General features: G+C 65.6%; 14 protein-coding genes. 9 read left to right on the top strand and 5 right to left on the bottom strand.

The window, feature by feature from the left end; genetic code table 11:
• The first annotated feature begins 99 nt into the window (after positions 1 to 99).
• The 6 genes from GGC64_RS32110 (at position 100) to GGC64_RS32085 (ending at position 5,844) form a co-directional block, all read left to right on the top strand.
• Positions 100 to 627, top strand: a complete 528-nt coding sequence (locus tag GGC64_RS32110; protein ID WP_192726652.1) for a general stress protein — start codon at positions 100 to 102, stop codon at positions 625 to 627.
• A 230-nt stretch (positions 628 to 857) separates the two neighbouring features.
• Positions 858 to 2,255 carry an ABC transporter substrate-binding protein gene (locus GGC64_RS32105; protein WP_192726651.1) on the top strand — a complete coding sequence of 466 codons (1,398 nt, stop codon included), beginning with the start codon at positions 858 to 860 and terminating at the stop codon, positions 2,253 to 2,255.
• Positions 2,252 to 3,178, top strand: coding sequence for a carbohydrate ABC transporter permease (locus GGC64_RS32100; protein WP_192726650.1), 927 nt, complete (start codon positions 2,252 to 2,254; stop codon positions 3,176 to 3,178). Before GGC64_RS32105 ends, GGC64_RS32100 begins: the two co-directional genes overlap by 4 nt.
• Positions 3,178 to 4,017 (top strand): carbohydrate ABC transporter permease, encoded by an 840-nt coding sequence (locus tag GGC64_RS32095; RefSeq protein ID WP_192726649.1) that lies wholly within the window; start codon positions 3,178 to 3,180, stop codon positions 4,015 to 4,017. Before GGC64_RS32100 ends, GGC64_RS32095 begins: the two co-directional genes overlap by 1 nt.
• A 4-nt stretch (positions 4,018 to 4,021) precedes the next feature.
• Positions 4,022 to 5,254: an ABC transporter ATP-binding protein gene (locus tag GGC64_RS32090; protein ID WP_192726648.1), complete on the top strand. Its 1,233-nt coding sequence runs from the start codon at positions 4,022 to 4,024 to the stop codon at positions 5,252 to 5,254.
• A complete protein-coding gene (locus tag GGC64_RS32085) occupies positions 5,251 to 5,844 on the top strand; it encodes a suppressor of fused domain protein (RefSeq protein ID WP_192726647.1) in 594 nt (197 codons plus the stop codon). The genes GGC64_RS32090 and GGC64_RS32085 overlap by 4 nt, the downstream gene beginning before the upstream one ends.
• Here the strand turns inward: GGC64_RS32085 and corA are convergent.
• A complete protein-coding gene (gene corA / locus GGC64_RS32080) occupies positions 5,841 to 6,944 on the bottom strand; it encodes a magnesium/cobalt transporter CorA (protein WP_192726646.1) in 1,104 nt (367 codons plus the stop codon). The genes GGC64_RS32085 and corA overlap by 4 nt on opposite strands.
• A gap of 158 nt (positions 6,945 to 7,102) precedes the next feature.
• Here corA and GGC64_RS32075 point away from each other — a divergent pair, with 158 nt between their 5' ends.
• From GGC64_RS32075 to GGC64_RS32065, 3 genes are all read left to right on the top strand, one after another.
• Entirely contained in the window at positions 7,103 to 8,092 is a 990-nt protein-coding gene (locus GGC64_RS32075; RefSeq protein ID WP_192726645.1) for a malate dehydrogenase, read from the top strand.
• 67 nt (positions 8,093 to 8,159) lie between these two features.
• The gene (locus tag GGC64_RS32070) at positions 8,160 to 9,341 is read left to right on the top strand and encodes an NADP-dependent malic enzyme (RefSeq protein ID WP_192726644.1); all 1,182 of its coding nucleotides are present in this window, start codon (positions 8,160 to 8,162) and stop codon (positions 9,339 to 9,341) included.
• Between the two features lie 8 nt (positions 9,342 to 9,349).
• Positions 9,350 to 10,180, top strand: a complete 831-nt coding sequence (locus GGC64_RS32065; RefSeq protein WP_192726643.1) for a glycine betaine ABC transporter substrate-binding protein — start codon at positions 9,350 to 9,352, stop codon at positions 10,178 to 10,180.
• A gap of 89 nt (positions 10,181 to 10,269) precedes the next feature.
• Here GGC64_RS32065 and GGC64_RS32060 read toward each other — a convergent pair whose 3' ends face one another.
• The 4 genes from GGC64_RS32060 to GGC64_RS32045 form a co-directional block, all read right to left on the bottom strand.
• Positions 10,270 to 10,635, bottom strand: a complete 366-nt coding sequence (locus GGC64_RS32060; protein WP_192726642.1) for a hypothetical protein — start codon at positions 10,633 to 10,635, stop codon at positions 10,270 to 10,272.
• A gap of 96 nt (positions 10,636 to 10,731) precedes the next feature.
• A complete protein-coding gene (locus GGC64_RS32055) occupies positions 10,732 to 11,562 on the bottom strand; it encodes an SDR family oxidoreductase (RefSeq protein WP_192726641.1) in 831 nt (276 codons plus the stop codon).
• 70 nt (positions 11,563 to 11,632) lie between these two features.
• Positions 11,633 to 12,394, bottom strand: coding sequence for a class I SAM-dependent methyltransferase (locus GGC64_RS32050; protein WP_192726640.1), 762 nt, complete (start codon positions 12,392 to 12,394; stop codon positions 11,633 to 11,635).
• 127 nt (positions 12,395 to 12,521) lie between these two features.
• Positions 12,522 to 13,265, bottom strand: coding sequence for a cutinase family protein (locus tag GGC64_RS32045; RefSeq protein ID WP_370582484.1), 744 nt, complete (start codon positions 13,263 to 13,265; stop codon positions 12,522 to 12,524).
• Positions 13,266 to 13,287: the final 22 nt, after the last annotated feature.

Below are 13,287 nucleotides of genomic sequence, written 5' to 3'. Positions count from 1 at the left end.
ACCTAGCGCACGTGCCGGGCACCTTTGCGGGCGTCGCAGCGTTGGTCCGAGTGAGAGCAGCGACGAAACTCAGGTGCGCACAAAGGAGATGGAAGAGCGATGACCAGCCCGTTTCAGCCAGGACAGACCCCGGGCGTGACGCCGGGCACCGCGACTCCTGGACGCGGTGGTCCGGCCGCGCTGCCCACCCCGCCGAAGGGCTGGCCGATCGGCTCGTACCCGACGTATGCCGAGGCGCAGCGCGCCGTCGACTACCTGTCCGACCAAGAGTTCCCGGTGCAGCAGGTGACCATCGTCGGCGTCGACCTGATGCAGGTGGAACGGGTCACCGGCCGGTTGACCTGGCCCAAGGTGCTGGCAGGCGGGGTCGTCACGGGCGCGTGGCTCGGCCTGTTCATCGGCCTGATCCTCGGCTTTTTCAGCCCCAGTCCGTGGGGCGCGCTGATCACGGGTTTGGTGGCCGGGGTGTTCTTCGGCTTGATCACGTCGGCGATCCCGTATGCGATGGCGCGCGGCACAAGAGATTTCAGCTCGACCATGCAGCTCGTCGCAGGTCGCTACGACGTTCTGTGCGATCCACAGAGCGCCGAAAAGGGCCGGGATCTCCTGGCGCGCTTGACGATCTAGCGCCTCCATCCGCCAGCGTGCGTGTCTGCACGCAGACACGCCGGAATTAGCTGGCAGTTTGCGCACCTCCCCAGCTTGCGCGTGGGCCCGCCGCAATTGCGTAACGGTGCGCGACGCGCGTGCCGAAAGTGTTGCGAATCACGCCTAACTGGCAATACGGTTTGCCCGCGGGAGAGTCCCGTCGAAGCCGCCCCGGCGGCGACATTCAAGACGCAGGCGGGAGTTCAGTGGTGGGCCCACGGCGGCTAGGTGCTGCGGCATTGGCCGCGTTGACGACTGCGTCAGTGGTGTCCGCGTGTGGATCCGGCGGCGGCGGAATTGTCATCGACTATTACACCCCGGCTAACGAGATGGCGACGTTCACCGCGGTCGCCAAGCGGTGTAACGAGGAACTCGGCGGCCGCTTCAAAATCCAACAGGTCAGCTTGCCGAAGGGTGCCGACGATCAGCGCCTGCAGTTGGCTCGGCGCCTCAATGGAAACGACAAGACGCTGGACGTGATGGCGCTCGACGTGGTGTGGACCGCCGAGTTCGCCGAGGCTGGTTGGGCTTTGCCGCTTTCGGAGGATCCGGCGGGAAAGGCCGAGGCCGACGCCAAGAGCAACACGCTGCCAGGTCCGCTGGAAACCGCCACGTGGCGGAACAAGCTGTACGCCGCCCCGATTACGACCAACACCCAATTGCTTTGGTATCGCGCCGATTTGATGGACAAGCCACCAGAGACCTGGGACGGCATGGTCGACGAGGCCACGCGCCTGCATGCCGCGGGCAAGCCCAGCTGGATCGCCGTACAGGCCAAGCAGTACGAGGGTTTGGTCGTGTGGTTCAACACCTTGCTGGAAAGCGCTGGCGGTCAAGTGCTTTCCGATGACGGCAAGACCGTCACGCTGACCGACACCCCTGAGCACCGCGCCGCGACGGTCAAGGCGCTGCAGATCATGAAGGCCGTTGCCACCGCACCGGGTGCCGACCCGTCGATCACCCAGACCGACGAGGGCACCGCGCGACTCGCGCTCGAGCAGGGCAAAGCCGCGCTCGAGGTGAACTGGCCGTTCGTGTTGCCTTCGATGCTCGAGAACGCCGTCAAGGGCGGGGTGAGCTTCCTGCCGTTGGACAAGAAGCCCGATCTGGCGGGCAGCATCAACGACGCGGGCACGTTCTCGCCCACCGACGAGCAGTTCAAATCCGCGTATGACGTGAGCAAGGAAGTCTTCGGGTTCGCGAACTATCCGGGTGTGAAGGCGGGGGAGCCGGCCAAAGTGACGCTCGGCGGGCTGAACCTCGCGGTCGCCAAGACCACCCAGCACCGCGCGGAGGCCTTCGAGGCGATCCGGTGCCTGCGTAACGTCGAAAATCAGCGGTACACGTCCGTCGAGGGTGGCCTTCCTGCCGTGCGGACCTCGCTGTACGACGATCCGACGTTCCAGGCGAAGTACCCGCAGTACGCGATCATCAAAGAGCAGCTGACCAACGCCGCCGTTCGGCCCGCGACGCCCGTTTATCAAGCGGTGTCGACGCGCATTTCGGTCACGCTTGCGCCGATCACCAACATCGATCCCGACCGCACCGCCGACGAGCTCACGGTCCAGGTGCAAAAGGCCATTGACGGTAAGGGGCTGATCCCATGACCGCGGTTGCACCGCCGGCCGCATCGACCACGCCAACCGGTGGCACCGACGACACGAAATCGGAACGGCGCCTGGCGTATCTGTTGATCGCGCCCGCGGTGTTGTTGATGCTTGCGGTCACCGCATACCCGATCGGTTACGCGGTGTGGCTGAGCCTGCAGCGCTACAACCTCGCGACACCGGACGACACGTCGTTCGTCGGCTTGCAGAACTACATCACCGTGCTGTCCGACCGGTATTGGTGGACGGCGTTCGTGGTGACCCTGGCGATCACCGTGGTATCGGTGGCCATCGAGTTCGTGCTCGGCATGGCGCTGGCGCTCGTCATGCATCGCACGATCTTCGGTAAGGGCGTGGTGCGCACCGCGATTCTGATCCCGTACGGGATCGTCACCGTCGCCGCTTCGTACAGCTGGTACTACGCGTGGACGCCGGGCACCGGCTATCTGGCCAACCTGCTGCCAGAAGGCAGCGCGCCGCTGACCGAACAGCTGCCGTCGCTTGCGATCGTGGTGCTGGCCGAGGTGTGGAAGACGACGCCGTTCATGGCGCTGTTGCTGCTCGCCGGATTGGCCCTGGTGCCACAGGATCTGCTGAACGCGGCCCAGGTCGACGGGGCGGGCGCGTGGAAGCGGTTGGTCAAAGTGATTCTGCCGCTGATCAAACCGGCGATTCTGGTGGCGCTGCTGTTCCGCACGCTGGATGCGTTCCGGATCTTCGACAACATCTATGTGCTGACCGGCGGCGCAAACCAGACGGGCTCGGTGTCGATCCTTGGCTACGACAACCTATTCAAGGCGTTCAACCTCGGACTGGGCTCGGCGATCAGCGTGTTGATCTTCCTGTCGGTGGCGATCATCGCGTTCATCTACATCAAGCTCTTCGGCGCTTCGGCGCCCGGGTCCGATGAGGAGAGGCGCTGATGACGCGCGAAAAGGTCGGCGCGGGCCGGGCGACGGGTTGGACCGTCGTCAACATTCTCGTCGTCTTGTACGCGCTGTTTCCGGTGCTGTGGATCCTGAGCCTGTCGTTGAAGCCGACGTCGAGCGTCAAGGACGGCAAGCTGATCCCGTCGCAGATCACCTTCGACAACTACAAGGGGATTTTCGACGGCGACATCTTCACCTCGGCACTGATCAATTCGATCGGCATCGGGTTGATCACCACCGTGATTGCGGTGGTGTTCGGCGGCATGGCGGCCTATGCCGTTGCGCGACTGGCGTTTCCGGGTAAGCGGCTGCTGATCGGCGTTGCGCTGCTGATCGCGATGTTCCCGCAGATCTCACTGGTGACGCCGATTTTCAACATGTGGCGCACCATCGGGCTGTTCAACACCTGGCCGGGCCTGATCATCCCCTACATCACGTTCGCGCTGCCGCTGGCGATCTACACGCTGTCGGCCTTCTTCCGGGAGATCCCTTGGGATTTGGAGAAGGCGGCGAAGATGGACGGCGCCACACCGGCTCAGGCGTTCCGCAGGGTGATCGCCCCGCTGGCCGCGCCGGGCATCGTCACCGCCGCGATTCTGGTGTTCATCTTCGCGTGGAACGACCTGCTGCTGGCGTTGTCGTTGACGGCCACTCAGCGTGCCATCACGGCTCCGGTGGCGATCGCCAACTTCACCGGCAGTTCGCAATTCGAGGAACCGACGGGCTCCATCGCAGCGGGCGCGATGGTCATCACCATCCCGATCATTGTCTTTGTTCTAATCTTCCAACGACGGATCGTCGCCGGCCTGACGTCCGGTGCGGTGAAGGGATAGTTGCATGGCCGAAATCGTGTTGGACAGGGTGACCAAGAGTTACCCGAACGGCGCTACGGCCGTGAAGGATCTGTCGCTGACGATCGCCGACGGCGAGTTCATCATTCTGGTCGGACCGTCGGGCTGCGGAAAGTCAACGACGCTGAACATGATCGCCGGCCTCGAGGAGATCTCGTCCGGCGAGTTGCGTATCGGCGGAGAGCGGGTGAACGAGAAGGCGCCCAAGGACCGCGACATCGCAATGGTGTTCCAGTCCTACGCGCTGTACCCGCACATGACCGTCCGGCAGAACATTGCGTTTCCGCTGACGTTGGCCAAGGTGAAGAAGGACGAGATCGCGCAGAAGGTCGAGGACACCGCGAAAATCCTTGGCCTGACCGAGCTTTTGGATCGCAAACCGGGACAGCTCTCGGGTGGTCAGCGGCAGCGCGTAGCCATGGGCCGTGCGATCGTGCGTGATCCCAAGGCCTTCCTGATGGACGAGCCGCTGTCCAACCTCGACGCCAAGTTGCGCGTCCAGATGCGATCGGAGATCGCGCGGCTGCAGACCCGGTTGCGCACCACGACCGTCTACGTCACCCACGATCAGACCGAGGCGATGACGCTGGGCGACCGGGTGGTGGTGCTGCTGGGCGGCGTGGCCCAGCAGATCGGCACACCCGACGAGCTGTACAGCAGGCCGGCCAACCTATTCGTCGCCGGGTTCATCGGGTCTCCCGCGATGAACTTCTTCCCCGCCACGCTGACCGACGTCGGCGTGCGCCTGCCGATGGGCGAGATCACGTTGACCCAAGAGGTCCACGACATGCTCGACAAGCACCCGAAACCCAACAACGTGATCGTCGGGATCCGGCCCGAACACCTCGAGGACGCCAGCCTGATCGACACCTATCAGCGCATCAGGGCGCTGGTCTTCGAGGTGAAGGTCGACGTGGTGGAATCGCTCGGCGCCGAGAAGTACGTGCACTTCAACTTGGAGGGGGCGAGCGCGCAGTCGGCCCAGCTGGCCGCGGCAGCCGAATCCGAAGGCGGTGAAAACGAGTTCGTCGCACGGGTTTCCACCGAGTCGAAGGTGACGCCTGGCCAGACCATGGAGCTGGCGTTCGACACCACCAAGATCGCGATCTTCGACGCCGACTCCGGAGTGAATCTGACTATCGAGCCCGCCGGTTCGCAGGCCCAGCCTGAAGCGCCGACCTCCGAGCCGCTCAGCGACCCGCCGCCGCCTGCCGAGTGATCGACGTCCTGGCGAAGGTCCGCTCGCATCTTGGCGAGCACTTCACCCGGGCCGGGATCATCGCCGAACCCGACGAAGCCAGCGTGACGTTTCTCGGCACTGAGCGCATTGACCTGTTGCGGTTCGGTCCCGACAGCGATGGCGTCAGTCACTATGTTTCGCTTGGATGTTCGCGCAACCCGATGTTCGACCCGACGGAGATGGTGACAGACGCGCTGCACGGTCCGCGGGCCGAGGTCGTTGTCGCATTGCGGGGCCCGTCACCCGCGGGCCTTACGCGCTCGGTGGCCATCGTGGCTGCCGCGCCCGCCGTCGAAGGCCTGGTTCTCGAGCCCGACGCGCTGATCGACCTCGAGACCCCGCTGTGGGAGTCGGCGCCTTTCACAGCATTCCTGTTGGACCGCAGCGACATTGACGACGTCCCGCTGACCGATCCGCTGCCGCCGGTCAAGCTGCTGTCTGCCACACCGATCACGGCCACCGAGGCCGCCTGGGTGCGGCTCAAGGGCGCCGACGCGATGCGAGAGGCGTGGGTGCAGGACGGCGTCGACGTGCTGGACCCGTCGCGCCCTGCGGCACAGCCGAATTAGAGCCAGTGGTTGCGGCGGAAGGTCCGGTACAGCAGTGAGCAGACGACCACCATGGTGAGAAGCACGGTCGGATAGCCCCAGACCCAGTGCAATTCGGGCATGTGGTCGAAGTTCATCCCGTAGATGCCTGCCAGCGCTGTCGGAATCGCCGCGATGGCCACCCACGCCGAGATCTTGCGCATGTCGACGTTCTGCTGCATCGCGACCTTGCCAAGCGCGGCCTGCACCAGCGAACTCAACATGTCGTCGTAGCTGGCGATCCGGTCGGAGGCCTGGATGTTGTGGTCGAGGACGTCGCGCAGGTAGCGGCGGACCTCGATCGAGATCAGGTCGTTGTGGTCGGTGCCCATCCGTTGCAGGGCGAGCGTCAACGGCGAGACGGCCCTGCGCAATTCGACCACCTCGCGCTTGAGCAGATAGATGCACTCGATGTTGGTCTGCTTTCCCGGCGAGAAGATGTCCTCTTCCATCGCATCGATGTCGGTTTCGATCGAATCGGTGATGTCGAGGTATTTGTCGACGACGTGATCGGCGATCGCGTGCATGATCGCGTACGGCCCCAGCTTGAGGATCGCGGGTGAGGCGTCGAGCCGCCTTCGCACATCGGCCAGCCCACCGTGGTCGCCGTGGCGGACGGTGACCACGAAGTCGGGTCCGACGAAGATCATGATCTCGCCGGTCTCGACGATCTCGCGGGCGTTGATCATCGATTCGTGCTCGACGTACTTCACGGTCTTGAGCACCAGGAACAGGGTTTTGTCGTAGCGCTCCAACTTGGGCCGCTGGTGGGCGTGCACCGCGTCCTCGACGGCCAGCTCGTGCAGGCAGAACACGTCGGCGACGGCCTGCATCTGGTGTTCGTCGGGCTCGTGCAGGCCGATCCAGACGAATGCGTCCTTGCCTTCGCGTTCGAGCTCATGGACTTTGTTCAGCGCGGCGGCGTGGGTGTACTTGCCGGGCGCGCGCTGACCGTCGACATAGATGCCGCAGTCGACCATGGCCCGCGCCACCGGCACGTGAATCGACTTCACATCCGGGTGGGTGTGCTTCGGTCGTGCCACCGGCCGTAGAGAGGGCGGTAGTCCGCGGAACGACGGCATCTCAATCTCCCCTCGTCGCGCAGGTCTGACCAGCGGATCAATGCTACGCGTCGCGATACACCCAGACACCAGCTGCGCAAGCCCGTGCGCTAGTTTCGTCCCGGACAGACCCTCGCCCGCGGTGCGGGCAATCGGACTTCGCCTAAGGAGCATCTGACGTGAGCACAACTCCCCTCAAGGTCGCCGTCACCGGTGCCGCAGGCCAGATCGGCTACAGCCTGTTGTTCCGCCTGGCCAGCGGATCGCTGCTCGGCCCCGACCGGCCGATCGAACTGCGGCTGCTGGAGATCGAGCCGGCGCTCAAGGCGCTCGAGGGTGTCGTGATGGAACTCGACGACTGCGCGTTCCCGCTGCTCGCGGGTGTGGAGATCGGCTCGGACGCCAACAAGATCTTCGACGGCACGAACCTGGCCCTGCTGGTCGGCGCCCGGCCCCGTGGCCCGGGCATGGAGCGCGGTGACCTGCTGGAGGCCAACGGCGCGATCTTCACTGCCCAGGGCAAGGCGGTCAACGAGGTCGCTGCTGACGACATCCGGATCGGTGTCACCGGCAACCCGGCCAACACCAACGCGCTGATCGCGATGAGCAACGCGCCCGACATCCCCAAGGAGCGGTTCTCCGCGCTGACTCGCCTCGACCACAACCGGGCGATCTCGCAGCTGGCCAAGAAGACCGGGGCGGCCGTCACCGACATCAAGAAGGTGACGATCTGGGGCAACCACTCGGCCACCCAGTACCCCGACATCTTCCACGCGGAGGTCAACGGCAAGAACGCCGCCGAGGTCGTCAACGACCAGGCCTGGATCGAGAACGACTTCATTCCGACCGTCGCCAAGCGCGGCGCGGCGATCATCGACGCCCGCGGCGCCTCCTCTGCCGCATCGGCTGCGTCGGCAACCACCGACGCCGCCCGTGACTGGCTGCTGGGCAGCGCCGAGGGCGACTGGGTGTCGATGGCGGTGCTCTCCGACGGCAGCTACGGCGTGCCCGAGGGACTGATCTCGTCGTTCCCGGTCACGACGAAGGACGGCAACTGGTCGATCGTCCAGGGCCTGGAGATCGACGAATTCTCCCGTGCCCGCATCGACAAGTCGACCGCGGAACTCGACGACGAACGCAAGGCGGTCACCGAGCTCGGGCTGATTTGAGCCGAATATTCGCAAAATTCACAACCCCGTCGGCGGCCTCGTTAATTCGGCCAAGTAGCCTGACGCGGTGACTGAAACGGTGCCGCACGAAGTCCAAACCCCGCAGGTTGTCGTCACCGATGAGGAGATCTTCGAGGCTCACGTAGGCGGCAAGCTGTCGGCCGAGCTGAAGTCGCCGCTGGACACGCAGCGCGCCCTGTCGATCGCCTACACGCCCGGTGTGGCGCAGGTCAGCCGGGCGATCGCCGCCGACCGCACGCTGGCCGCCCGCTACACGTGGGCCAACAGGCTGGTGGCCGTGGTCAGCGACGGCACCGCGGTGCTCGGCCTCGGCGACATCGGGCCCGCGGCCGCGCTGCCGGTGATGGAAGGCAAGTGCGCGCTGTTCAAGGCGTTCGGCGAACTGGACTCGATCCCGATCGTGTTGGATACCAAGGATCCCGACGAGATCGTTGAGACCCTGGTGCGGCTGCGGCCGACGTTCGGGGCGGTCAATCTCGAGGACATCTCGGCGCCACGCTGCTTCGAGATCGAGCGTCGCCTGATCGAGGCGCTCGACTGCCCGGTGATGCACGACGACCAGCACGGCACCGCGATCGTCGTGCTCGCGGCGCTGATGGGCGCCACGAAGGTGCTGGACCGGGATATGGCTTCGCTTCGCGTGGTGATCTCCGGCGTCGGCGCCGCGGGTGTCGCATGCGCGAATATCCTTCTGGCAGCAGGTGTTTCGGATATCACCGTGGTCGACACCCGCGGCATCCTGCATTCCGGCCGTGACGGCTTGACTCCGGTGAAGGCCGAGTTGGCGGGGCGCACCAACCCCGACGGCCTGACCGGCGGCATGGCCGACGCGCTCAAGGGTGCCGACATGTTCCTCGGTGTCTCCGGCGGTGTGGTGCCAGAGGAGTTGGTCGCGACAATGGCCCCCGATGGCATCGTGATGGCGCTGTCGAATCCCGACCCGGAGATCCATCCCGATGTGGCCGCGAAGTACGCCTCGGTGGTGGCGACCGGGCGCAGTGACTTCCCGAACCAGATCAACAATGTGCTGGCGTTCCCTGGCATCTTCCGCGGTGCGTCGGATGCAGGCGCCCGGCGGATCACCGAGCGGATGAAAGTGGCTGCCGCAGAAGCGATCTTCGCGGTCGCCTGCGACGACCTCGCCGCGGACCGAATCGTGCCAAGCCCGCTCGATCCTCGGGTCGCTCCGGAGGTCGCAGCGGCGGTGGCCGCGGCCGCTGAGCTCTGACGGGCCCTATGCGCCGGTTCGCGGTCGCGCTCCTCGCGCTGATCCTCGTCGGATGTGGGGCGCCTGCCGGGCCGCCGTCGATCACAGTGGGCGCCAGGTCCGAGCCGGAATCGCAGTTGGTGGCGCACTTGTATGCCGCCGCGCTGCGGTTCTATGGCAGCCCGGCACATGTGAAATCGGTGCCGGATCCGGTGGGGGAGTTGGATTCCGGCGACGTTCGGGTGACACCGGGCTTCACCGGCCAACTGCTGGCCAGATTCGACCCCGACGCCACCGCGCGAGCAGACGCGCAGGTGTACCGCGCGCTGCTGTCTGCGTTGCCGGAAGGTGTTGCGGCGGGCGACTATACAACCTCCGCTGAGGACAAGCCCGCAGTAGCGGTTACCGAGCAGACGGCAGGCGCGTGGGGTGGACGCGACGTCACCGCGGCGGTCCGCAATTGCGCCAAGATCGTCGCCGGTGCCTTGCCTGGCATGGCCACACCGGCGAAGGTCGGCCCGTGCTCGTTGCCGCGGCCACGCGAATTCAAGGACAGCACAACCCTTTTCGCCGTACTGAAAGCCGGGCAGATCAACGCGGCGTGGACGACGACCGCCACGCCGAACATCCCGGCCGAGTTGGTCGTGCTGTCCGACAAGACCGCACTGATCCGCGCCGAGAACCTTGTCCCGCTGTACCGCCGCAACGAGTTGAACGAGCAGCAGGTGCTTGCGCTCAACGAGGTGGCAGGCGTGCTCGACAGCGGCTCACTTGTCGACATGCGCAGGCAGGTCGCCGAGGGTAAGGAACCCGGGCAGGTGGCCGACGCATGGCTCGACGCGCACCCACTCGGCCGCTGACTACGCCGAGCGTGCGTGTCTGCACGTCGACACGCCGCAATCTGCGTACATTCCAAGCACTCTCGCGGCCGTAGAGCGCGACGATCGCGCTACTTGTCGGCGCCCTTACCGACGTGCGAAATCGCTCTGTTGGCCCGCGAATTGTTGGTGATGACGTCCGGCGGCGGGGTGGTCTGCTGCGGCGTGCCCGCGTTGGCCGCGGTTACCTTGGCGCACGCGACGTCGTACTGCGACGGCGCCCCAGCATTTTCATATGCCTGATTGCCTTTGCCGCCATTGGTGCTGTTGACGCCGGGTTCGTTGAACACCGAACCGGGCGACGTCGCCGCATTACCCGGAGTGCTGGTGGCTCCCGGTGCGCCGCATTCGGCGTTGGGGGGACCGGCGTGTGCAGGTGCCGCGCCCATGACAGCGGCGGCGACCATGCAGCTTGCGCATATCAGTTTGTGCTTCATGTCTGCGTTCCTCTCGGGTTGTCAGATCCGGGTGCGTGCTGGCACGCCCCGTGGTTGACCCCCTCACATCACTCACGATCGCGAGGAACGTGTGGTTCAGTGCGCTTCGGGCACCATCCGCGACATCACCGTCGAGAACAGCCGCTGATAACCCGAGCCGGTGACCCGGACGATCAGGTCGAGCGCCGTCGCATCGGGGCCGACGAGCACGCGGGCTTTGTTCTTACGTACGCCCTCGAGGATGATCCGCGCTGCCTTCTCGGGAGTGGTGTTGGCGAGCTTCTTGTCGAAGGTGTTGGTCAGCTTTTCCTTGTCGACGCCGTCGACGGCGGTCATGTTGCGCACGATGTTGGTCTTGATGCCGCCGGGGTGCACGGTCGTCACCTTCACCGGATGCCCGGCCAACGCCATCTCCTGGCGCAGTGCCTCGGTGAAGCCGCGGACGGCGAACTTCGCCGCGTTGTAGGCGGCCTGTCCGGGCACCGCGAACAGCCCGAAGATGCTGGAGACGTTGATGACGTGGCCGTCGCCGGACTCGATCAGGTGCGGCAGGAATACCTTGGTGCCGTTGACGACGCCCCAGAAGTCGACGTCCATCACCTTCTCGATGTCCTTGAATTCGGTGACCTCGATGTCGCCTGCGAACGCGATGCCCGCGTTGTTGTAGATCTGGTTGACCTTGCCGAAGTGCTCCTTGACCGCGTCGGCGTACAACTCGAATGCCCCGCGCTCGGTGACGTCGAGCCGGTCGGCCTTCACCGCCGCGCCGATGGCCTTCAGTCGCTCTTCGGTCTGTGCCAGACCTTCGGTGTTGACGTCGCTGATCGCCAGGCTGGCGCCTGAACGGGCCAGCTCGACGGCCAGCGCCTGCCCGATACCCGACCCGGCGCCGGTCACCACCGCGACCTTTCCGGCAAAGCCCTGCATAACCAACTCCCTCGCGTGAGACGACTCGGGTAGAGGCTAGTCGGTACCGGCGGTCCCGCTTACAGCGGCCCTATGCCGGTTTCGTCGCCGTGATGACGTGCGTGCCCATGCCCGGGCCCCACCACATCCGCCAGCCCAGATTGCGACGACGAACGTCGGTCCAGCCGAGTGCGCGCAGTTGGCTGGCGTAGTGGTTGGTGTAGAAGATGTCGACAAGCGCCAGCTTGCCGCAGGGACGCAACACCCGCGCCGCTTCACTGATGGCCTTCGCGCGCGCGTCTGCGTCCGGAATGTTGTGCACCACAAGGCTGCTGACGATGACGTCGAAGCTGTCGTCGTCGAACGGCAGGTCGGTGATGTCGGCGGTCCGCACCTCGACACGATCCGCGACGCCCTCGATCTCGGCGTTGCGCAGCGTGTTCTGCTCGGCGTTGTGCGTCTGGTCGGCGCGCCAGATGTCGACGCCGATTGCCCGGCCGTTCGGTAGCAGCTTGGCCGCGGCGAGCAGCACCGCGCCACGTCCGCAGCCCATGTCGAGGAGGGTTTCGTCGCCGCGCAGGCGCAGGTCCTTCAGGATGTCGGCCCACGCCTCGAACTTGCCGACGCGGGTGGTGCGGATGAACAGCGCCGCGGTCGCGATGATGGACGCACCCGTGCCACCGGTCACCGCCGCCGCGAGCGGTTTACCCCGCCGCAGACATCTGGCAGCCGACGCGAGCAGGGCGGCGCTGGTCGCCGCGGTGATGCCGGCGACTGCGGGTGCCGGTATGGCGCGGTAGTCCCCGTCGTACCCGTAGTCGGCCTCGTGCTGGCGAACGTCTACAGCAGTCATTCGTCCAAGGTAGATCGCCGCTACCGGCTATGGGGCGCTACGTCTTTCGCTGTCAACGGGCTGTGAATGACCGACGGCCGGAAGCAGTCCTTGGGGACTGACTTCCGGCCGTCGGCGAGGGTTTGTCTCAGTTTCCGGGATCGGCCTCGCCGGCGGTTTGCACGACCGGCGCCACCGGTGCAGAGCCGCCGAGCTTGCCGGCCACGAAGTCGGCCGCCTGATCGGCCATGCCGTTTGACTTGTACGAGCTGTGCGCGGAGCGATCCAGGCCACCGGGAAAGCAGACCGGGTCGCCAGTGGCGCACAGCTGAATCGTCTTGCCGGCGTACAGGTCACCGATGGTTATCGGCGGTGCGTTGCGATCGGCCAGGCCAAGGAACCAGGGGTCCGGAGTGCCGAACAGAACCACCGCCGAGACGTGGGAGGCGACGGATGCAGGCATTGGTCCGGAGATGCCTGCCGGCAGTGTGTATCCAGCGGGCACAACACTGGATGTGGTGTAACCGGCGACAGCGGCGCCCTGCGAGTAACCGCCGAGCACGATCTTTGTCGATGGGCATTGTGCGGCGATCGACTGAATCTTGTTGACAGAGTCGGCAATTCCGGTGACGGCCTGCCCGAAATCCAGCGAAGCCGGATAGTCGACCCCGTACACCTCGACCGTCTTACCCGGCAACCGGGCTTGCAACGCGTCGACGAATGCTTGCCCGGTGGCACCGACGCCGGGCGCCTCGAAAGTGCCGCGGGCGAACACGACCTCGACGGCGGCGCACGCGTCGTCAGCGGCGTTGGCCGTTGTGGCGGGGCCTGCGAACAGCCCGGCGACGACAGCAACCAGCGTGAGTGCCGCGAAAGTGGCCGTTTGCGTCATCTTGGCGGAGCGAGCCAGTAGC

Origin of the sequence: Mycobacterium sp. OAS707 (assembly GCF_014873705.1) — a bacterium.
Taxonomy (GTDB): domain Bacteria; phylum Actinomycetota; class Actinomycetes; order Mycobacteriales; family Mycobacteriaceae; genus Mycobacterium.
Note: the sequence above shows the minus strand (reverse complement) of the source record. Positions and strands in the feature narration are given on the sequence as shown.

What these genes read in the sequence shown, in the direction of transcription:
- GGC64_RS32090 (WP_192726648.1), top strand. Translation starts at nt 4,022, where the DNA reads ATGGCCGAAATCGTGTTGGACAGGGTGACCAAGAGTTACCCGAACGGC.
- GGC64_RS32095 (WP_192726649.1), top strand. Translation starts at nt 3,178, where the DNA reads ATGACGCGCGAAAAGGTCGGCGCGGGCCGGGCGACGGGTTGGACCGTC.
- GGC64_RS32065 (WP_192726643.1), top strand. Translation starts at nt 9,350, where the DNA reads ATGCGCCGGTTCGCGGTCGCGCTCCTCGCGCTGATCCTCGTCGGATGT.
- GGC64_RS32100 (WP_192726650.1), top strand. Translation starts at nt 2,252, where the DNA reads ATGACCGCGGTTGCACCGCCGGCCGCATCGACCACGCCAACCGGTGGC.
- corA (WP_192726646.1), bottom strand. Translation starts at nt 6,944, where the DNA reads ATGCCGTCGTTCCGCGGACTACCGCCCTCTCTACGGCCGGTGGCACGA.
- GGC64_RS32060 (WP_192726642.1), bottom strand. Translation starts at nt 10,635, where the DNA reads ATGAAGCACAAACTGATATGCGCAAGCTGCATGGTCGCCGCCGCTGTC.
- GGC64_RS32110 (WP_192726652.1), top strand. Translation starts at nt 100, where the DNA reads ATGACCAGCCCGTTTCAGCCAGGACAGACCCCGGGCGTGACGCCGGGC.
- GGC64_RS32055 (WP_192726641.1), bottom strand. Translation starts at nt 11,562, where the DNA reads ATGCAGGGCTTTGCCGGAAAGGTCGCGGTGGTGACCGGCGCCGGGTCG.
- GGC64_RS32050 (WP_192726640.1), bottom strand. Translation starts at nt 12,394, where the DNA reads ATGACTGCTGTAGACGTTCGCCAGCACGAGGCCGACTACGGGTACGAC.
- GGC64_RS32045 (WP_370582484.1), bottom strand. Translation starts at nt 13,265, where the DNA reads ATGACGCAAACGGCCACTTTCGCGGCACTCACGCTGGTTGCTGTCGTC.